The organism is Enterococcus sp. BSD2780061688st2 D3, assembly GCF_005844145.1.
GTDB classification, from domain to species: Bacteria; Bacillota; Bacilli; order Lactobacillales; family Enterococcaceae; genus Enterococcus_B; species Enterococcus_B durans.
This window is the reverse complement of the sequence record NZ_SPHN01000001.1, coordinates 324,641-342,169: the sequence shown is the minus strand read 5'-3', so window position 1 is coordinate 342,169 and position 17,529 is coordinate 324,641. Positions and strand designations below refer to the sequence as shown.

Here is a 17,529-nt window from a genome sequence, read left to right as displayed (position 1 = left end):
AAGCTAAATGTTTCAACTGTCCAAATTAATGGACAGAACAAAAAATCAGATAAGAGGAATTTCGATTATAGTTATGGACAAGGGGGGAGTCAAATGCAGCTAAGTAGAAGAGAAAAAGAAATGATCGAGTGTTTTATCAAACATGGATTGACCCTTACAGCCCAAGAACTAGCTGGATTTGCGAATGTTTCCACTAAGACGATCTATCGGGCAATCAGAAAAATCAATGAGGCATCTAAACATGGAGATATCATTTTGGCAGAAGTCGGTAAAGGGTTCCGTTTAGATTATGCTAACTATTTAAAAGAAAATGTGAAGAATACTGAAAGCAGAAGTAGACAGGGACCTTTGGAAAGAAGAAATGAAATATTGTTAACTTTATTGTTCAAATCACCGAAAAAGTTATTGATCCATGAGTTGTTCCATCCTTATTACATCAGTGATCCAGTAATCAGTAATGATCTGAATAAAATCAGCTTGTTCTTGAAAGACAATGACCTGAAACTCAAGCGTCACGGACAGAGAGTAGGGATCGAAGGGACAGAACGAAATATTCGCAAAGTCGTCAACATGTTGTTGAGCTTCAATTTATTAGAGGATAAACAATCTTTCACAAATAACTACTCGACCAATTCATTTGATATCAACTTTATTACAACGATGCTGGAATATATTGAGCAACAATTGGTCAGCGGAATTGCGTATCCTTATGGGATGAATATCTTTTCGCATATTTATATTTTATTGAAACGTTGTCGGGAAGGAAACATTCAATTAGAAGATGAATCTTGGTGCCTAGAAGAAGAAGACCAGAGAATCATTCAATACAATCAAGAACTATATGAGTTAGCACGTGTAGTGATGGATAAAATGGGGAATTATCTAAATATCTCTTTACCAGAAAGTGAGACATTTTATCTCTTTCAATACTTGGTGTCTTCTAGAGTAGAAAATGGCGCAATCAGCTATCAGAATCTATTCAGTGAGGCGAAAGAGATCACGCAATTTTTCTCTATGAATATGAGTCAACTAATGGGGATTGCTATTGACCAAGAATTGTATCAGCAAGATCTATATAACCATATCCAACCCCTATTGTACCGATTGAAACACCATATCATCATCAAAAACGATTTATTGAATGATATCGAATCAGAATATACCCAAACATTCAAACAAGTAGCCTATGTCAGTCAAATGGTTCAACAAGTATTTCATACGAACCCTATCTCAAAAGATGAAATCGGCTTCTTGACCCTTTATTTTGTGAAATACAAGGAACTGATCCCCATAAAAAAAAGAGTGTTGATCATGTGCAGTAGCGGTGTCGGGACTTCAGAATTATTAAAAGTGAAAGTCAAAAAGGCATTTCCTGAATTAGAGATCATTGCTGTTGTATCTGCACGTCAGTATCAAAAAAATCAGACACAGTTTTCTAATATCGACTTGATTCTAACGACTGTCCATCTCACTATTTCTTCTGAAACACCGATGATTTTAGTGAATTCAGTATTTACGAAACAAGACGAAAATCGTGTGAAAGAGAAGTTAGGAGAGATAGAAAATGGGAGTGAAAAATGAAACAGAATTTAGTATTGCTGATGTGATCACCGAGGAGTTGATCTATCTAGAAATGAAAGCGAAAACAAAAGAAGAAGTAATTCGTGAATTGAGTGAATTACTAGAAAAAAACGGTAGTATCACGAATGTTGACGAGTTTTTAAAAGATGTCTTTCAACGTGAAAAAGAGGGGATGACAGGTATTGGAAATGGGTTAGCTATTCCCCATGGCAAATCCAAAAGTGTACTTAAAACATGCTTGGCAGTCGGTAAAGTTTCAACACCGATCAAGTGGGAAACATTAGATGATCAGCCAGTCCAAGTGATTATTTTGTTTGCAGTTAAAGACACAGATGCAAACACCGTCCACATCAAATTATTGCAAAAGGTAGCCATGTTGTTAGCAGAAGAAACGTTTATTGACAACTTGATACATGCAACAACTAAAACAGAATTCATGGCTCTACTAGCAAAAGAGCCATCTGAATAATAAAAAAGGAGGAAAGTAAATATGAAGATTGTTGGAGTAGCCGCATGTACCTCAGGAATTGCCCATACGTATATCGCTAAGCAGAAACTAGAAAAAGCCGCTAAAAGTTTAGGGCATGAGGTCCACATTGAAACACAAGGAACGATTGGAACTGAAGATGAACTAACAGCAGAAGAAATCGCACAGGCAGACGTGGTGATCCTTGCTACAGATATAAAAATCGGGGGCAAAGAACGCTTCAGTGGAAAAAAGGTCATTGAAATACCAACGAGTATGGTGATCAAAGCACCTAAAGGATTGATAGCGAAAATCGAGACGGAAATCAATAAAACGTAAAGGGGAGAAGTGGAATGTTTCAGCGCTTGCAATTAAAAAAGCATGCATTAACAGCTATTTCGTATATGTTGCCCATCGTGGTCACCGCTGGACTATTGATAGCAATCGGTAATTTGACTGGTGGAAAGGTCATAACAGATTATCAAACAACGTATACTGTACCAGACGCTTTGGTTTCTTTAGGTGTATTAGGGATGGGTTTATTGGCGCCTGTTATCTCAGCGGCAATTGCTTATTCCATTGCTGATCGACCAGGAATTGGCCCAGGATTATTTATGGGATTGATTGCTAATGCCATTGGGGCAGGCTTTTTAGGTGGAATGCTAGGCGGGTATTTAGTCGGCTTTTTCGTTTTGTTTTTAGTGAAGCATGTAAAGGTACCAGCTTGGGCACAAGGATTGATGCCGATGATGATTGTCCCACTCGTTTCTACGCTGATCGTAGGACTGCTTTTGTTCTTTGTGGTGGGTCTTCCGATTGTTTGGGCAACAGAAGCACTTACTGAATTTTTACGTGAGTTACAAGGTTCTGGGAAATTTTTATTTGGAGCAATCGTGGGTGGAATGGCAGCTTTTGACTTTGGTGGTCCAGTAAATAAAGTTGCTTCATTATTTGCGGATGGATTATTGCTGGAAGGTGTGCAGGAACCGGAAGCGGTCAAAGTCCTTGCTTCGATGGTCCCACCATTTGGCGTCACCATCTCGTGGATACTATCAAAAATAGCACGTCAGACAAAATATTCTAAGGAGGAAGAGGACAATATCAAATTAGCTTTTCCGATGGGGTTATGCATGATCACAGAGGGAGTGATCCCTATTGCAGCAGTTGATCCGATACGTGTGATGATTTCTTGTACGGTAGGAGCGGCGGTCGGTGGTGGTCTAAGTATGTCTTGGGGAGTTGGTTCTCCTGTTCCTTCGGGAGGCGTATTTATTATTCCAGCAATGAGTGATCCGTTGAAATTCACTCTAGCGTTGCTCATAGGCTCGGTTGTTTCAGGAATTCTGTTATTTGTACTGAAAAAAGCACCCGCTGCTAGCACATTAGTGGAAGAGGAAGAAGAAATCGATTTTTCTTCGATTAAAATATCCTAACGAGTAAAGGAGAATACCATGTATGTTTCAATGAAAGAAATGCTAAAAAAAGCCAATCGAGAAAACTATGCAGTCCTGGCGATCAATTGCTTTAATTTAGAAACTGCACAAGCAACTATTCAGGCAGCAGAAGAGATGCATGCACCGATTATCATTGATTTGTTACAAGATCATTTGAAAGAACATCTCAGCCATCTTTATCTAACAAAGCCGCTCATCCGCATGGCAACAGCGGCAAAAGTACCTGTGGCATTAAACTTGGATCATGGGCAAGATGTGGCTTTTGTAAAACAGTGCCTACATGAAGGGTTCTCTAGCGTCATGATGGATGCTTCGAGGTATGCGTTGCATAAGAATATCGAGATTACTAAAATGATTGTTCAGTTTGCGCAAACGTATAATGCAAGCGTAGAAGCAGAAGTTGGCAATATGGGTGCTGTGAACGGCGATCAGTTTACCGATACTAAAATGTATACAGATCCTAAAGAAGCGATTCATTTTATTAATGAGACTGGTGTGGATTGTTTAGCCATTTCTTATGGGTCGAGCCATGGAGAGTATCCCAAAGGCTATCAACCTAAGTTTCAGTTTGATATCATCAGCAAAATCAAAGAAGCAACCCATTTACCGCTTGTTTTACATGGGGGTTCAGGAGCAGGTGAGGCGGTGATCCTGCGTTCTGTCAAATTAGGTATCAATAAGATCAATGTTGGATCAGATTTTATGAAGGCTCAAAAAAACTCTCTTTTTCAACTATTAAAAGAAAATCAGACGATCGAGTATCCTGACTTGCTCCGTCAAGCATCCTTAGCAGGAAAAGAAGTAGTAAAAGTCTATATCGAACTTTCGGGTTCTAAAAATAAAGCATAAGAATGGAGATAAATAAATGTTAATCAATATGAATCAACTATTAGAAATTGCCAAAGAAAACCACTTTGCAGTAGGGGCATTCAATGTAGCAGACAGCAATTTCTTACGAGTAGTCATTGAAGCTGCTGAAGAAAACGATGCACCAACGATTATCGCAGTCCATCCGACAGAATTAGATTTTACCAAAGATGAGTTTTTCCAGTATGCAGTTAGCCGAGTGAAAAATAGTCCAGTTCCATTTGTTATCCATATGGATCATGGCGATAATCTAGCCAGTATTATGCGGGCGATCCATTGTGGGTTCAGCTCAGTCATGATCGATGGTTCCTTGTTGCCGTTTGAAGAAAATATTGCTGTGACGAAAGAGGTCGTGGATATTTGTCATAAAATAGGTGTTTCGGTTGAAGGGGAGCTAGGAACGATTGGGAATACAGGAACTTCAGTCGAAGGGGGTGTCTCGAAGGTCACCTATACAAAACCGGAAGATGCAGAAGAGTTTATTGCGCGTACAGGCATTGATACTCTGGCAGTAGCGATTGGCACAGCGCATGGTATCTATCCTAAAGATGTCAAGCCAGAATTGAAGATGGATATCCTTGAACAAATCAAAGAAAAAGTAGCGATCCCGTTAGTCTTGCATGGTGGATCAGCAAATCCAGATGAAGAGATCGAAAAAGCGGTGCAGCTCGGTATCCAAAAAGTAAATATCTCCTCTGATTATAAATATGCGTTTTATAAAAAATGCCGTGAGATACTTGCTTCAACAGAGCTATGGGATCCAAATGCCATCTATCCAGAATGTATTGAAGAGGCGAAGAAAGTGGTTAAACAAAAAATGACGCTGTTCCACTCCATTGGGCAAGCGCAACTCTATCGCCAAGCGAATATCAAACCTTGGCGCCAAGAACTGAATTAGCAGACGACCGAGTCGATCCTAGTACTGGCTTTTCTATTATCTAAAAAAGATTCTTTCTATTTTATATAGAAGGAATCTTTTTTAGATAATACTATATTTTAGTAGAAACATGCCTAAATGAAAACTTATGAAAACAAATTAGTATTTACAGGAAAAAAGCCTTGCTTTGTGGATTTAGATATATTATAATTACAAAGGTGCGTTTACCAAACGTAAACGACACGGACGTAATCAAGTTGATTTCGTCGGCTAAGAAACGAGAGGTTGCGACACGCCCGGACGCTTTGCCACGAACGAGCGTGACGGAAATTTTCGTGGAGCTATGTCTACTTTTCAAAATAGACGAAGGAGGGAACAAGATGGCAAAACAAAAAATTCGTATCCGTTTAAAAGCGTATGAACACCGTATTTTAGATCAATCTGCGGATAAAATCGTGGAAACTGCAAAAAGAACTGGAGCTAGCGTGTCTGGTCCAATTCCATTACCAACTGAACGCAGTCTTTACACAGTTATTCGTGCGACTCATAAATACAAAGATTCACGCGAACAATTCGAAATGCGTACACACAAACGTCTTATCGACATTGTGAACCCAACACCAAAAACTGTTGATGCTTTGATGAAGCTAGACTTACCATCTGGTGTTAACATCGAAATCAAACTATAAAACTAAAATAAAATTAATGGAGGTGTACTCATGACCAAAGGAATCTTAGGGAAAAAAGTGGGAATGACACAAATCTTCACTGAATCTGGCGAACTAATTCCAGTAACTGTTGTAGAAGCTACTCCAAACGTAGTACTACAAGTTAAAACAATGGAAACTGATGGCTACGAAGCTATTCAAGTTGGTTACCAAGATATGCGTGAAGTTTTATCAAACAAACCTGCGAAAGGTCATGTTGCAAAAGCAAACACGACTCCTAAGCGCTTCATTCGTGAATTCAAAAATGTTGAGCTAGGAGAATATGAAGTAGGAAAAGAAATTACAGTAGATGTTTTCCAAGCAGGAGACATTATTGATGTAACAGGTACTACGAAAGGTAAAGGATTCCAAGGGGTTATCAAACGTCACGGCCAAAGCCGCGGACCAATGGCTCACGGTTCTCGTTACCATCGTCGTCCTGGGTCAATGGGTCCAGTTGCACCTAACCGTGTATTCAAAAACAAACGTCTTGCTGGCCGTATGGGTGGCAACCGCGTAACAATCCAAAACTTGGAAGTTGTTCGCGTTGATGCAGAAAGAAACGTAATCTTGATCAAAGGAAACGTTCCTGGAGCTAAAAAATCATTAATCACTATCAAATCAGCTGTGAAAGCTAAATAATAGTAGGAAGAAAGGAGGAACTAAGGAATGCCGAATGTAGCATTATTCAAACAAGATGGAAGCCAAAACGGTGAAATCACACTTAACGAAGAAATCTTCGGAATTGAACCAAATGAAAGTGTTGTTTACGATGCAATCGTTATGCAACGTGCGTCATTAAGACAAGGAACACATGCGGTTAAAAACCGTAGCGCTGTTCGAGGCGGTGGACGCAAACCATGGCGTCAAAAAGGAACTGGTCGTGCTCGTCAAGGATCAATCCGCTCACCACAATGGCGTGGAGGTGGAGTAGTCTTCGGACCAACACCACGTTCTTACAGCTACAAACTTCCTAAAAAAGTTCGTCGTTTAGCAATGAAATCTGTTTTATCAGAAAAAGTTGCTGAAAATAACTTGGTAGCAATCGAAGGTTTAAGCTTCGACGCACCAAAAACAAAAGAATTCAAACAAGTTCTTGCTAACTTATCTATTGACTCTAAAGTATTGGTTGTTCTTGAAACAGGTAACGACTTTGCTGCTTTATCAGCACGTAACTTACCAAACGTTTCTGTAGTAACTTCTGATAACGTTAGTGTTCTAGATGTTGTTTCAAGTACAAAAGTGTTAGCAACACAAACTGCTCTTACTCAAATTGAGGAGGTGCTTGCATAATGAACTTACTAGACGTAATCAAACGCCCAGTGATCACTGAAAAATCAATGCTTGCCATGGATGACAAGAAATATACTTTTGAAGTGGACACTCGCGCAAACAAAACTTTAGTAAAACAAGCGGTTGAAGCTGCTTTTGACGTTAAAGTCAAAAACGTGAACATCGTGAACGTACGTGCGAAATTCAAACGTATGGGCAAATATGCAGGTTATACAAAAAAACGTCGCAAAGCGATCGTTACATTAACCGAAGATTCAAAAGAAATCCAATTATTCGAAGCTGCTGAATAAGCACTTACTAGATAACTCATTAAATTAGGAGGGAAAAACGTGGCGATTAAAAAGTACAAACCTACCTCAAATGGTCGTCGTAACATGACAGGTTCTGATTTTGCTGAAATCACAACATCAACACCTGAAAAATCATTGTTACAACCATTGAAAAACCATGCTGGACGTAATAACAACGGCCGCATCACTGTACGTCACCAAGGTGGCGGACATAAACGCCAATATCGCGTGATCGACTTCAAACGTAACAAAGATAACGTTGTTGCAACTGTTCAAACGATCGAATATGATCCAAACCGTTCAGCTAACATCGCGTTAGTACACTATGAAGATGGAGTGAAAGCTTACATCTTAGCACCAAAAGGACTACAAGTTGGAATGAAACTTGTTTCAGGTCCAGAAGCAGATATCAAAATCGGAAATACTCTTCCTTTAGAAAATATTCCAGTTGGTACTGTTATCCACAATATTGAAATGAAACCTGGTAAAGGTGGACAATTGATCCGTTCTGCTGGTACAAGTGCTCAAGTACTTGGTAAAGAAGGCAAATACGTATTGATCCGCTTGAACTCTGGTGAAGTTCGTATGATCTTAGCTGCTTGCCGCGCTACAATCGGTTCAGTAGGTAACGAACAACATGAACTTATCAATATCGGTAAAGCAGGACGCTCTCGTTGGATGCGCAAACGCCCAACTGTACGTGGTAGCGTAATGAACCCTAATGATCACCCACACGGTGGTGGTGAAGGTAAAGCTCCTATCGGACGTAAAGCACCAGTTTCTCCTTGGGGTCAACCAGCTCTTGGTTACAAAACTCGTAACAAAAAAGCACAATCAGACAAACTTATCGTTCGTCGTCGTAAAACTAAATAATTACTTTGACCATGTGTCGCACATTTTGAGAGGAGGTTCACCATGGGTCGTAGTTTAAAGAAAGGACCTTTCGTTGATGAGCATTTAATGAAAAAAGTTGAAGCTCAAGCAGGGGTTGAAAAGAAAAAAGTTATCAAAACTTGGTCTCGTCGTTCGACAGTATTCCCAAGTTTTGTTGGATATACCATCGCAGTATACGATGGACGTAAACACGTACCAGTTTACATCCAAGAAGATATGGTAGGACACAAATTAGGTGAATTTGCACCAACAAGAACTTATCGTGGCCATGCCGCAGACGATAAGAAAACTAAACGCTAATTTGAGGGGAGGATAAAACCAAATGGCAGAACAAATCACATCAGCTAAAGCAACTGCAAAAACAGTTCGCACTTCACCTCGAAAAGCCCGTTTAGTAATTGACCTTATCAGAGGTAAAAGTGTTGCGGATGCAATTTCAATCTTGAAATTCACACCAAACAAATCTGCTGGAATCATTGAAAAAGTATTGATGTCAGCAGTTGCGAATGCAGAAAATAATTTTGACTTAGATGTTGAAAACTTGGTAGTATCTGAAGCATTTGTTAACGAAGGACCAACAATGAAACGTTTCCGTCCACGTGCAAAAGGATCAGCTTCTCCAATCAACAAACGTACAAGTCATATCACGGTAGTCGTATCAGAAAAATAAGGAGGGATAATCAGTGGGTCAAAAAGTACATCCAATTGGAATGCGTGTAGGCATCATCCGCGACTGGGATGCAAAATGGTATGCTGAAAAAGAGTATGCAGAGTTCTTACACGAAGATCTAAGAATCCGTAAATTTATTTCAACTAAACTTGCTGATGCTGCTGTATCAACAATTGAAATCGAACGTGCTACAGGCCGTGTTAACATTTCAATTCACACAGCAAAACCAGGTATGGTTATTGGTAAAGGCGGATCTGAAGTCGAAAACCTAAGAAAAGAATTAAACAAACTAACTGGTAAAAGAATCCATATCAACATCGTGGAAATCAAAAAACCAGATCTAGATGCAAAATTAGTAGGTGAAGGAATCGCACGTCAATTAGAAAACCGTGTTGCTTTCCGTCGCGCTCAAAAACAAGCCATCCAACGTTCAATGCGTTCTGGCGCTAAAGGAATCAAAACTCAAGTATCTGGACGTCTAAACGGAGCAGATATCGCTCGTTCAGAAGGATACTCAGAAGGAACTGTTCCTCTTCATACTTTACGTGCGGACATTGATTACGCATGGGAAGAAGCAGATACAACATACGGAAAACTAGGAGTTAAAGTGTGGATCTATCGTGGAGAAATTCTTCCAACTAAAAAAAACACTGAGAAAGGAGGGAAATAATCATGTTAGTACCTAAACGTGTAAAACACCGTCGTGAATTCCGCGGAAAAATGCGCGGGGAAGCTAAAGGTGGTAAAGAAGTAGCATTCGGTGAATACGGTTTGCAAGCTGTTGATTCACATTGGATCACTAACCGCCAAATCGAAGCTGCTCGTATCGCAATGACTCGTTACATGAAACGTGGTGGGAAAGTATGGATTAAAATTTTCCCTCACAAATCTTATACTGCCAAAGCAATTGGGGTACGTATGGGTTCTGGTAAAGGGGCACCTGAAGGATGGGTTGCACCAGTAAAACGTGGTAAAATCATGTTTGAAATCGCAGGCGTTCCTGAAGAAGTGGCTCGTGAAGCGTTACGTCTAGCTTCTCACAAATTACCAATGAAAACTAAGATCGTAAAACGTGAGGAAATGGGTGGTGAATCGAATGAAGGTTAAAGAAATCAGAGAATTAACCACTGCCGAAATGCTTGATCAAGAAAAACAATTAAAAGAAGAATTGTTTAATCTTAGATTCCAATTAGCAACAGGTCAATTAGAAAACACTGCACGTATTAAAGAAGTACGTAAATCGATTGCACGCATCAAAACTGTGTTGCGTGAACAAGCTAAGTAATTATGGAAGGAGGCCATTAAGCGTATGACTGAAGAAAGAAATCAACGCAAAGTTTATCAAGGTCGTGTGGTTTCAGACAAAATGGATAAAACAATTACCGTTGCTGTCGAAACAAAGAAAAACCACCCTATCTATGGCAAACGCATGAACTATTCTAAGAAATACAAAGTACATGATGAAAACAACACAGCAAAAGTTGGCGACATCGTGAAAATTATGGAAACTCGTCCATTATCAGCTACAAAACGTTTCCGTTTGTTGGAAGTAGTCGAAGAAGCAGTTATTATCTAATAACACGAGATTTTCCTATATAGATTGAATGCAAAATCTGAAAGGAGGATACACAACGTGATCCAAGCAGAAAGTCGTTTAAAAGTCGCTGATAATTCAGGCGCACGTGAAATATTGACGATCAAAGTCCTTGGTGGTTCTGGTCGTAAAACTGCTAGTATCGGTGACGTGATCGTAGCTACGGTTAAACAAGCAACGCCAGGTGGGGTTGTCAAAAAAGGTGACGTCGTAAAAGCCGTTATCGTTCGAACAAAATCAGGAGCTCGTCGTACAGACGGTTCATATATTAAATTTGATGAAAATGCTGCAGTGATTATTCGTGATGATAAAAGCCCTCGTGGAACACGTATCTTTGGGCCAGTTGCACGTGAACTACGTGAAAACAACTTCATGAAGATCGTTTCACTAGCACCAGAAGTTTTATAATTTTGAGACACTTATCAAAGGAGGTGCGAAACAGTTATGTTTGTTAAAAAAGGCGATAAAGTTAAAGTTATCACTGGAAAAGACAAAAATAAAGAAGGCGTTGTATTATCAGCGTTTCCTAAAAAAGATAAAGTCATTGTCGAAGGTGTAAATGTTGTTAAAAAACACCAAAAACCTTCTCAAGCTGCTCCTCAAGGTGGAATCGTTGAGATGGAAGCTCCAATTCATGTTTCTAACGTGATGGTGATCGACTCTACTGGCGTAGCTGGCCGAGTTGGCTATAAAGAAGTAGATGGCAAAAAAGTCCGAGTTTCTAAAAAAACCGGTGAAGTTTTAGATAAATAATAAGTTTAAGGAAGGAGGGTCTTACTGAATGAACCGCCTAAAAGAAAAATATCTTAAAGAAGTAACTCCATCATTGATGGAAAAATTTGACTATAGCTCTGTTATGCAAACACCTAAAGTTGAAAAAATCGTCATCAACATGGGTGTTGGTGATGCGGTATCAAACGCTAAAAACTTAGATAAAGCAGTTGAAGAATTAACTTTGATCACTGGACAAAAACCGATGATTACAAAAGCTAAAAAATCAATCGCTGGATTCCGTTTACGTGAAGGAATGCCAATTGGTGCAAAAGTTACATTGCGCGGAGAAAGAATGTACGAATTCTTAGACAAATTGGTTTCAGTTTCTCTACCACGTGTACGTGACTTCCATGGTGTAAGTAAAAAAGCCTTTGACGGTCGTGGAAACTATACTTTAGGTATTAAAGAACAATTGATCTTCCCAGAAGTAGATTATGATTTAGTAGATAAAGTACGTGGTATGGACATCGTTATTGTAACGACAGCTAACTCAGATGAAGAATCTCGTGAGTTGTTGACACAATTAGGCATGCCATTCCAAAAATAATTAAAGGAGGCGAACTACGTGGCTAAAAAATCAATGATTGCTAAAAACAAACGTCCTGCAAAACATTCAACACAAGCTTATACTCGTTGCGAACGTTGCGGACGTCCACATTCAGTTTATCGTAAGTTCCATCTTTGCCGTATTTGCTTCCGCGAACTTGCCTATAAAGGTCAAATTCCCGGCGTGAAGAAAGCTAGCTGGTAAAAAGTAAATTCGCATAAGAAGGAGGTAAAAGATCAATGGTCATGACAGATCCAATTGCAGATTTTCTAACTCGTATCCGTAACGCAAACATGGTTAAACATGAGTCTTTAGAAGTTCCTGCATCAAAAATTAAACGTGACATCGCTGAAATCTTGAAACGTGAAGGTTTCGTTCGTGATGTTGAATATATCGAAGATGACAAACAAGGCGTGATCCGTGTTTTCCTAAAATTTGGTAAAAACGGCGAGCGTGTTATCACAAACTTAAAACGTATCTCTAAACCAGGTTTGCGTGCTTATGTCAAAGCTGACGAAGTACCAAAAGTATTGAACGGTTTAGGTATCGCAATCATTTCGACTTCTGAAGGTGTTGTCACTGATAAAGAAGCTCGTGAAAAAAATATTGGCGGCGAAGTTATCGCTTACGTATGGTAATCAAGTAGAATCTACAAGGAGGTGTCTTTAAGTGAGCCGTATTGGAAATAAAGTCGTTGTGATCCCTGAAGGAGTAACTGTTACTCAAGATGGAAACAACGTTACAGTTAAAGGACCAAAAGGTGAATTAACACGTGTTTTCTCTTCTGATATCAAAATGAATATCGAAGGAAACGAAGTGACATTCACTCGTCCGAACGACAGTAAAGAAATGAAAACAATTCATGGAACAACTCGTGCCAACTTCAACAACATGGTTGTAGGTGTCAGCGAAGGATTCCAAAAAGCGTTAGAATTGATCGGGGTTGGGTACCGTGCACAATTACAAGGATCAAAACTTGTATTGAACGTTGGTTACTCACATCCAGTCGAAATCACACCACCAGCTGGAGTAACTGTTGAAGTACCAGCAAATACACAAGTAATTGTTAAAGGTGCGAACAAAGAAGAAGTTGGCGAATTAGCTGCGAACATCCGTGGAACTCGTCCTCCAGAACCTTATAAAGGTAAAGGTATTCGTTATGTTGGCGAATATGTACGCCGTAAAGAAGGTAAAACTGGTAAATAATAGTTTTGAAAATTGCATAGAAGCCAGCAGCAGGAAAAAAATATTTTGCAGAAGTTTTTCTTCGATCAAAAGAAATTTTGCTTGTGCCGCAGCTTCTATTTTTCGGGACTTTCAGTTTATTGCTTGATCAAGCAATACAATAAAATTAAAGAGGTGACAATTGTGATTACAAAACCAGATAAGAACAAAACACGTCAAAAGAGACATCGTCGTGTACGTAACAATATCTCTGGTACTGCTGAGCGCCCACGCTTGAACGTTTTTCGTTCTAACAAAAACATCTACGCTCAAATTATTGATGACGTAGCGGGTGTAACGCTAGCAAGTGCCTCTACCTTGGATAAAGAAATTTCAGGTGGAACAAAAACAGAAGCAGCACAAGCTGTCGGTAAATTGGTTGCTGAACGCGCAACTGAAAAAGGCATTAAAGTAGTAGTCTTTGACCGTGGTGGATACCTTTACCATGGCCGTGTGCAAGCTTTAGCTGAAGCTGCTCGCGAAAATGGACTAGAATTTTAGAAGAAGGAGGAATACCATTCATGGTTTATATCGATCCAAAACATTTGGAATTAGAAGACCGCGTTGTTGCAATTAACCGTGTAACAAAAGTTGTTAAAGGTGGACGTCGTCTACGTTTTGCTGCTTTAGTTGTTGTCGGTGACAAAAACGGACACGTAGGATTTGGTACAGGTAAAGCACAAGAAGTACCTGAAGCAATCCGTAAAGCAATTGAAGATGCGAAGAAAAACTTAGTTGAAGTACCTATGGTTGGTTCAACAATCCCACACGAAGTAATCGGTGCTTTTAGTGGTGGTAGAATCCTAATGAAACCTGCTGTTGAAGGTTCTGGGGTTGCTGCTGGTGGACCAGTTCGTGCCGTATTAGAATTAGCTGGGGTAGCAGATATCACTTCTAAATCTTTAGGCTCAAATACACCAATCAACGTTGTTCGTGCAACTGTTGAAGGTTTGAAACAATTGAAACGTGCTGAAGAAGTTGCAGAACTTCGTGGCAAATCTGTTGAAGAATTAATCGGATAAGGAGGACAAACATAATGGCTGAATTAAAAGTTACTTTAAAACGCAGTATTATCGGACGTCCTCAAAACCAACGCGATACAGTCAAAGCGTTAGGTCTTACTAAGATTAACAGTTCAGTGGTTAAGCCTGCTAACGATGCTATCAAAGGCATGATCAATACTGTTTCTCATTTAGTGGACGTTGAAGAAGTCTAATTAAACTTAAATAATCTAAGAAATTAAGAACTAGAATATTAAGGAGGTGCCAAACCTATGAAACTTCATGAATTGAAACCTGCAGAAGGTTCACGCCAAGTACGCAATCGTGTTGGACGTGGTACTTCTTCTGGTAACGGAAAAACTGCTGGACGCGGTCAAAAAGGACAAAAAGCTCGTTCAGGCGGTGGTGTACGTCTAGGATTTGAAGGTGGACAAACGCCATTATTCCGTCGTTTACCAAAACGTGGATTCACAAACGTGAACCGTAAAGACTACGCAGTTGTTAACCTTGATGTCTTGAATCGCTTTGAAGACGGTGCTGAAGTAACACCAGTTGCTTTAGTAGAAGCTGGAATCGTGAAAAACGAAAAAGCTGGAATCAAAGTATTAGCTAACGGTGAATTAACTAAAAAATTAACTGTGAAGGCCGCAAAATTCTCTAAAGCAGCTGAAGAAGCAATTGTTGCTGCTGGTGGATCAATCGAGGTGATCTAATGCTTAAACTATTAAAAGATGCTTTTAAAGTAAAAGATATTAGATCAAAAATCCTATTCACAGTGTTTGTTCTATTTGTATTTCGTCTAGGCGCACATATTACTGTGCCTGGCGTAGATGCTAGTTCATTGCAAAATCTTTCTTCTTTGCCATTTTTCAATATGTTGAACTTAGTCAGTGGTAGTGCGATGCAAAACTTCTCTATTTTCTCAATGGGGGTTTCACCTTACATTACAGCGTCTATCGTCATCCAATTGCTACAAATGGATATCGTTCCACGTTTCGTGGAATGGTCAAAGCAAGGGGAAGTTGGTCGTAAAAAGTTAAATCAAGCAACACGATACCTGACATTAGTATTGGCATTTATCCAATCAGTCGGTATCACTGCTGGGTTTAACCAATATGCCCAATTAGGTTTTGTCAATAACCCTAATGTGTCAACGTATGTAACGATCGGTCTGATCTTGACTGCCGGTACAATGTTTGTCACTTGGTTAGGAGAACAAATCACCGAAAAAGGTATTGGTAATGGTGTGTCAATGATCATCTTTGCAGGGATCATTTCTAGACTACCTGAAAGTGTCAAAGAAATTTATGAAGATTACTTTATAAACATTGATCCTTCAGATATCTGGAAATCTGCAATTTTCGTTGCCATCTTACTTGTTGCGATTTTATTGATCGTAACGTTTGTCACATTTTTCCAACAAGCTGAACGCAAGATCCCGATCCAATATACGAAACGCGTAGCAGGCGCTCCAACAAGTAGTTATCTACCGTTGAAAGTGAATGCGGCTGGGGTTATCCCGGTTATCTTCGCCAGCTCGTTTATTGCTACTCCTAATGCGGTATTACAAGCATTGAGTGGTCGGTTTGGATCTGAAAATTGGTATAAGATAATGATGGAGATCTTTAACTATAACACGGCGCCAGGTGCGACGATTTATACGATACTGATCGTTGCATTTACGTTCTTCTATGCTTTTGTTCAAGTGAACCCTGAGAAATTAGCGGAAAACTTACAAAAACAAGGAAGTTATATACCAAGCGTACGCCCTGGTAAGGGGACTGAAGAGTATGTCTCAAGCTTATTGATGCGTTTAAGTACAGTCGGTGCAATTTTCCTTGGTTTGGTGGCTTTATTACCGATCATTGCTCAAATGGTCTGGAATTTGCCTCAATCTATCGGGTTAGGTGGTACCAGCTTACTGATCGTTATCGGTGTTGCTTTAGAAACTGCGAAACAGTTAGAAGGCTTAATGCTGAAACGTAAATATGTTGGATTTATTGAGTAAGAGTAAGAAAGCGTGTTGAGGTTTTTCCTCAACACACGTTCTCACATTTATTAGGAGGGTAAACAATGAACCTCATTTTAATGGGGCTACCAGGCGCGGGTAAAGGAACACAAGCAGAAAAAATCATTGATGCTTATCATATTCCGCATATCTCAACAGGAGACATGTTTCGTGCAGCAATGAAAAATGAAACAGCTCTTGGCTTGGAAGCAAAGTCTTATATTGATAAAGGTGCATTAGTTCCTGATGAAGTAACAAATGGAATCGTGAAAGAGCGTTTAGCTGAACCAGATACGGAGAAAGGCTTCTTATTAGATGGCTTTCCACGTACGATTGAGCAAGCAGAAGCTCTGGACGCAATGCTGAAAGATTTAAATAAAAAAATTGATGCTGTCATCGATATCCATGTTGGTGAAGAAGTATTGGTTGAGCGTTTAGCTGGCCGATTCATCTGCCGTAACTGTGGAGCAACTTACCATAAAATTTTCAACCCTACAAAAGTTGAAGACACATGTGATCGTTGTGGTGGGCATGAATTCTATCAAAGAGAAGATGATAAACCTGAGACGGTTAAAAATCGTCTGGCTATCAACATCAAAAATAGTGAACCAATCTTGGCTTATTATAAAGAACAAGGTTTGCTACACACTATCGATGGTGATCGTGAAATCGATGCTGTATTTACTGATGTACAAAAAATCATTGAAAAATAGCACGATTGCCCGTAGCCGACTTGCATTAAGCAGTTACTCTTGTCAAGTTCAATAAATTATGATAGAATATGTCAGTCCGACTTCTAGAGAAATCCTCTAGATGATCCATTTTGAGAATTTTGAGGTGGGAACTGCAGTTTCCGCCATTTTATCGTGTGAAAATGCGAAACAAGTACAAGGAGGTACTGTGCGTGGCAAAAGAAGATATGATTGAAGTCGAAGGTACAGTCGTCGAAACTTTGCCGAATGCAATGTTTAAAGTTGAACTAGAAAACGGACACCAAGTTCTTGCTACTGTTTCAGGTAAAATTCGTATGCATTACATCCGTATCTTACCTGGTGACAAAGTGACGGTTGAATTGTCTCCGTACGATTTAAACCGTGGCCGTATTACTTATCGCTTTAAATAATTGTACTCCGTAAAACTACAGGAGGTATTATCATGAAAGTAAGACCATCAGTAAAACCAATGTGCGAACATTGTAAAGTAATTCGTCGTAAAGGACGCGTTATGGTGATTTGCCCAGCAAATCCAAAACATAAACAACGTCAAGGATAATTGGAGGTGC

General features: G+C 39.6%; 31 protein-coding genes. All 31 read left to right on the top strand.

All coding sequences use genetic code 11. From position 1 onward, the window contains the following. The first annotated feature begins 93 nt into the window (after positions 1–93). The gene (locus tag FGQ66_RS01580) at positions 94–1,581 is read left to right on the top strand and encodes a BglG family transcription antiterminator (RefSeq protein ID WP_113845110.1); all 1,488 of its coding nucleotides are present in this window, start codon (positions 94–96) and stop codon (positions 1,579–1,581) included. Then, complete coding sequence (locus FGQ66_RS01575) at positions 1,565–2,050, top strand: PTS sugar transporter subunit IIA (protein WP_016177183.1); 486 nt, start codon at positions 1,565–1,567, stop codon at positions 2,048–2,050. The genes FGQ66_RS01580 and FGQ66_RS01575 overlap by 17 nt, the downstream gene beginning before the upstream one ends. 21 nt (positions 2,051–2,071) lie before the next feature. Next, positions 2,072–2,386 (top strand): PTS fructose transporter subunit IIB, encoded by a 315-nt coding sequence (locus FGQ66_RS01570; protein ID WP_005880814.1) that lies wholly within the window; start codon positions 2,072–2,074, stop codon positions 2,384–2,386. 14 nt (positions 2,387–2,400) lie between these two features. Beyond that, on the top strand, positions 2,401–3,480 hold the full coding sequence (locus FGQ66_RS01565; RefSeq protein WP_138301460.1) for a PTS fructose transporter subunit IIC: 1,080 nt from the start codon (positions 2,401–2,403) through the stop codon (positions 3,478–3,480). A gap of 18 nt (positions 3,481–3,498) precedes the next feature. Continuing rightward, complete coding sequence (locus tag FGQ66_RS01560) at positions 3,499–4,350, top strand: class II fructose-bisphosphate aldolase (RefSeq protein WP_138301459.1); 852 nt, start codon at positions 3,499–3,501, stop codon at positions 4,348–4,350. 16 nt (positions 4,351–4,366) lie between these two features. Then, positions 4,367–5,266 carry a ketose-bisphosphate aldolase gene (locus FGQ66_RS01555; protein ID WP_138301457.1) on the top strand — a complete coding sequence of 300 codons (900 nt, stop codon included), beginning with the start codon at positions 4,367–4,369 and terminating at the stop codon, positions 5,264–5,266. 359 nt (positions 5,267–5,625) lie between these two features. Continuing rightward, positions 5,626–5,934 (top strand): 30S ribosomal protein S10, encoded by a 309-nt coding sequence (rpsJ, locus tag FGQ66_RS01550; RefSeq protein ID WP_005880808.1) that lies wholly within the window; start codon positions 5,626–5,628, stop codon positions 5,932–5,934. Positions 5,935–5,964: 30 nt separating this feature from the next. Beyond that, positions 5,965–6,594 (top strand): 50S ribosomal protein L3, encoded by a 630-nt coding sequence (gene rplC, locus FGQ66_RS01545; RefSeq protein WP_005880805.1) that lies wholly within the window; start codon positions 5,965–5,967, stop codon positions 6,592–6,594. Between the two features lie 27 nt (positions 6,595–6,621). Next, complete coding sequence (rplD, locus tag FGQ66_RS01540; protein WP_081133714.1) at positions 6,622–7,245, top strand: 50S ribosomal protein L4; 624 nt, start codon at positions 6,622–6,624, stop codon at positions 7,243–7,245. Next, positions 7,245–7,535, top strand: coding sequence for a 50S ribosomal protein L23 (gene rplW, locus FGQ66_RS01535; RefSeq protein ID WP_002290449.1), 291 nt, complete (start codon positions 7,245–7,247; stop codon positions 7,533–7,535). Before rplD ends, rplW begins: the two co-directional genes overlap by 1 nt. Positions 7,536–7,574: 39 nt before the next feature. Next, positions 7,575–8,408, top strand: a complete 834-nt coding sequence (gene rplB / locus FGQ66_RS01530) for a 50S ribosomal protein L2 (protein WP_005880801.1) — start codon at positions 7,575–7,577, stop codon at positions 8,406–8,408. Between the two features lie 42 nt (positions 8,409–8,450). Continuing rightward, on the top strand, positions 8,451–8,729 hold the full coding sequence (gene rpsS / locus FGQ66_RS01525) for a 30S ribosomal protein S19 (RefSeq protein WP_002288655.1): 279 nt from the start codon (positions 8,451–8,453) through the stop codon (positions 8,727–8,729). A gap of 22 nt (positions 8,730–8,751) precedes the next feature. Further along, positions 8,752–9,099 (top strand): 50S ribosomal protein L22, encoded by a 348-nt coding sequence (gene rplV / locus FGQ66_RS01520; protein ID WP_002288657.1) that lies wholly within the window; start codon positions 8,752–8,754, stop codon positions 9,097–9,099. 13 nt (positions 9,100–9,112) lie between these two features. Continuing rightward, positions 9,113–9,769: a 30S ribosomal protein S3 gene (rpsC, locus tag FGQ66_RS01515; protein ID WP_005880799.1), complete on the top strand. Its 657-nt coding sequence runs from the start codon at positions 9,113–9,115 to the stop codon at positions 9,767–9,769. A 2-nt stretch (positions 9,770–9,771) separates the two neighbouring features. Continuing rightward, positions 9,772–10,206 carry a 50S ribosomal protein L16 gene (rplP, locus tag FGQ66_RS01510; protein ID WP_002288661.1) on the top strand — a complete coding sequence of 145 codons (435 nt, stop codon included), beginning with the start codon at positions 9,772–9,774 and terminating at the stop codon, positions 10,204–10,206. Beyond that, positions 10,196–10,384, top strand: coding sequence for a 50S ribosomal protein L29 (rpmC, locus tag FGQ66_RS01505; protein ID WP_002288664.1), 189 nt, complete (start codon positions 10,196–10,198; stop codon positions 10,382–10,384). Before rplP ends, rpmC begins: the two co-directional genes overlap by 11 nt. Before the next feature lie 24 nt (positions 10,385–10,408). Further along, positions 10,409–10,675 carry a 30S ribosomal protein S17 gene (rpsQ, locus tag FGQ66_RS01500; protein WP_005880796.1) on the top strand — a complete coding sequence of 89 codons (267 nt, stop codon included), beginning with the start codon at positions 10,409–10,411 and terminating at the stop codon, positions 10,673–10,675. Positions 10,676–10,732: 57 nt separating this feature from the next. Beyond that, positions 10,733–11,101, top strand: a complete 369-nt coding sequence (rplN, locus tag FGQ66_RS01495; protein WP_005880793.1) for a 50S ribosomal protein L14 — start codon at positions 10,733–10,735, stop codon at positions 11,099–11,101. 36 nt (positions 11,102–11,137) lie between these two features. After that, a complete protein-coding gene (rplX, locus tag FGQ66_RS01490) occupies positions 11,138–11,446 on the top strand; it encodes a 50S ribosomal protein L24 (protein WP_005880792.1) in 309 nt (102 codons plus the stop codon). A 28-nt stretch (positions 11,447–11,474) separates the two neighbouring features. Next, positions 11,475–12,014, top strand: coding sequence for a 50S ribosomal protein L5 (gene rplE / locus FGQ66_RS01485; RefSeq protein WP_005880790.1), 540 nt, complete (start codon positions 11,475–11,477; stop codon positions 12,012–12,014). 18 nt (positions 12,015–12,032) lie between these two features. After that, positions 12,033–12,218, top strand: coding sequence for a type Z 30S ribosomal protein S14 (locus tag FGQ66_RS01480; protein WP_002356214.1), 186 nt, complete (start codon positions 12,033–12,035; stop codon positions 12,216–12,218). 35 nt (positions 12,219–12,253) lie between these two features. Continuing rightward, positions 12,254–12,652, top strand: coding sequence for a 30S ribosomal protein S8 (gene rpsH / locus FGQ66_RS01475; RefSeq protein ID WP_002288675.1), 399 nt, complete (start codon positions 12,254–12,256; stop codon positions 12,650–12,652). A gap of 31 nt (positions 12,653–12,683) precedes the next feature. Further along, positions 12,684–13,220, top strand: coding sequence for a 50S ribosomal protein L6 (gene rplF, locus FGQ66_RS01470; protein ID WP_113845115.1), 537 nt, complete (start codon positions 12,684–12,686; stop codon positions 13,218–13,220). A gap of 162 nt (positions 13,221–13,382) precedes the next feature. Continuing rightward, positions 13,383–13,739 carry a 50S ribosomal protein L18 gene (rplR, locus tag FGQ66_RS01465; protein ID WP_005880747.1) on the top strand — a complete coding sequence of 119 codons (357 nt, stop codon included), beginning with the start codon at positions 13,383–13,385 and terminating at the stop codon, positions 13,737–13,739. 20 nt (positions 13,740–13,759) lie between these two features. After that, entirely contained in the window at positions 13,760–14,260 is a 501-nt protein-coding gene (rpsE, locus tag FGQ66_RS01460; protein WP_002288681.1) for a 30S ribosomal protein S5, read from the top strand. Positions 14,261–14,274: 14 nt separating this feature from the next. Beyond that, positions 14,275–14,454 carry a 50S ribosomal protein L30 gene (gene rpmD, locus FGQ66_RS01455; protein WP_005880745.1) on the top strand — a complete coding sequence of 60 codons (180 nt, stop codon included), beginning with the start codon at positions 14,275–14,277 and terminating at the stop codon, positions 14,452–14,454. Positions 14,455–14,511: 57 nt separating this feature from the next. Next, on the top strand, positions 14,512–14,952 hold the full coding sequence (rplO, locus tag FGQ66_RS01450) for a 50S ribosomal protein L15 (RefSeq protein ID WP_005880742.1): 441 nt from the start codon (positions 14,512–14,514) through the stop codon (positions 14,950–14,952). Continuing rightward, positions 14,952–16,247: a preprotein translocase subunit SecY gene (gene secY / locus FGQ66_RS01445; RefSeq protein ID WP_081133715.1), complete on the top strand. Its 1,296-nt coding sequence runs from the start codon at positions 14,952–14,954 to the stop codon at positions 16,245–16,247. The genes rplO and secY overlap by 1 nt, the downstream gene beginning before the upstream one ends. Before the next feature lie 65 nt (positions 16,248–16,312). After that, positions 16,313–16,960, top strand: a complete 648-nt coding sequence (locus tag FGQ66_RS01440) for an adenylate kinase (RefSeq protein ID WP_005880738.1) — start codon at positions 16,313–16,315, stop codon at positions 16,958–16,960. Between the two features lie 191 nt (positions 16,961–17,151). Next, a complete protein-coding gene (gene infA, locus FGQ66_RS01435) occupies positions 17,152–17,370 on the top strand; it encodes a translation initiation factor IF-1 (protein ID WP_002288695.1) in 219 nt (72 codons plus the stop codon). A 32-nt stretch (positions 17,371–17,402) separates the two neighbouring features. Continuing rightward, entirely contained in the window at positions 17,403–17,519 is a 117-nt protein-coding gene (gene rpmJ / locus FGQ66_RS01430; RefSeq protein WP_002288710.1) for a 50S ribosomal protein L36, read from the top strand. Positions 17,520–17,529 lie beyond the last annotated feature (10 nt).

Excerpts from the sequence above, each read along its gene's own strand:
- FGQ66_RS01580 (WP_113845110.1), top strand. The coding sequence starts at position 94 with ATGCAGCTAAGTAGAAGAGAAAAAGAAATGATCGAGTGTTTTATCAAA.
- FGQ66_RS01575 (WP_016177183.1), top strand. The coding sequence starts at position 1,565 with ATGGGAGTGAAAAATGAAACAGAATTTAGTATTGCTGATGTGATCACC.
- FGQ66_RS01570 (WP_005880814.1), top strand. The coding sequence starts at position 2,072 with ATGAAGATTGTTGGAGTAGCCGCATGTACCTCAGGAATTGCCCATACG.
- FGQ66_RS01565 (WP_138301460.1), top strand. The coding sequence starts at position 2,401 with ATGTTTCAGCGCTTGCAATTAAAAAAGCATGCATTAACAGCTATTTCG.
- FGQ66_RS01560 (WP_138301459.1), top strand. The coding sequence starts at position 3,499 with ATGTATGTTTCAATGAAAGAAATGCTAAAAAAAGCCAATCGAGAAAAC.
- FGQ66_RS01555 (WP_138301457.1), top strand. The coding sequence starts at position 4,367 with ATGTTAATCAATATGAATCAACTATTAGAAATTGCCAAAGAAAACCAC.
- rpsJ (WP_005880808.1), top strand. The coding sequence starts at position 5,626 with ATGGCAAAACAAAAAATTCGTATCCGTTTAAAAGCGTATGAACACCGT.
- rplC (WP_005880805.1), top strand. The coding sequence starts at position 5,965 with ATGACCAAAGGAATCTTAGGGAAAAAAGTGGGAATGACACAAATCTTC.
- rplD (WP_081133714.1), top strand. The coding sequence starts at position 6,622 with ATGCCGAATGTAGCATTATTCAAACAAGATGGAAGCCAAAACGGTGAA.
- rplW (WP_002290449.1), top strand. The coding sequence starts at position 7,245 with ATGAACTTACTAGACGTAATCAAACGCCCAGTGATCACTGAAAAATCA.
- rpsS (WP_002288655.1), top strand. The coding sequence starts at position 8,451 with ATGGGTCGTAGTTTAAAGAAAGGACCTTTCGTTGATGAGCATTTAATG.
- rplV (WP_002288657.1), top strand. The coding sequence starts at position 8,752 with ATGGCAGAACAAATCACATCAGCTAAAGCAACTGCAAAAACAGTTCGC.
- rplP (WP_002288661.1), top strand. The coding sequence starts at position 9,772 with ATGTTAGTACCTAAACGTGTAAAACACCGTCGTGAATTCCGCGGAAAA.
- rpmC (WP_002288664.1), top strand. The coding sequence starts at position 10,196 with ATGAAGGTTAAAGAAATCAGAGAATTAACCACTGCCGAAATGCTTGAT.
- rpsQ (WP_005880796.1), top strand. The coding sequence starts at position 10,409 with ATGACTGAAGAAAGAAATCAACGCAAAGTTTATCAAGGTCGTGTGGTT.
- rplX (WP_005880792.1), top strand. The coding sequence starts at position 11,138 with ATGTTTGTTAAAAAAGGCGATAAAGTTAAAGTTATCACTGGAAAAGAC.
- rplE (WP_005880790.1), top strand. The coding sequence starts at position 11,475 with ATGAACCGCCTAAAAGAAAAATATCTTAAAGAAGTAACTCCATCATTG.
- rpsH (WP_002288675.1), top strand. The coding sequence starts at position 12,254 with ATGGTCATGACAGATCCAATTGCAGATTTTCTAACTCGTATCCGTAAC.
- rpsE (WP_002288681.1), top strand. The coding sequence starts at position 13,760 with ATGGTTTATATCGATCCAAAACATTTGGAATTAGAAGACCGCGTTGTT.
- rpmD (WP_005880745.1), top strand. The coding sequence starts at position 14,275 with ATGGCTGAATTAAAAGTTACTTTAAAACGCAGTATTATCGGACGTCCT.
- rplO (WP_005880742.1), top strand. The coding sequence starts at position 14,512 with ATGAAACTTCATGAATTGAAACCTGCAGAAGGTTCACGCCAAGTACGC.
- secY (WP_081133715.1), top strand. The coding sequence starts at position 14,952 with ATGCTTAAACTATTAAAAGATGCTTTTAAAGTAAAAGATATTAGATCA.
- FGQ66_RS01440 (WP_005880738.1), top strand. The coding sequence starts at position 16,313 with ATGAACCTCATTTTAATGGGGCTACCAGGCGCGGGTAAAGGAACACAA.
- rpmJ (WP_002288710.1), top strand. The coding sequence starts at position 17,403 with ATGAAAGTAAGACCATCAGTAAAACCAATGTGCGAACATTGTAAAGTA.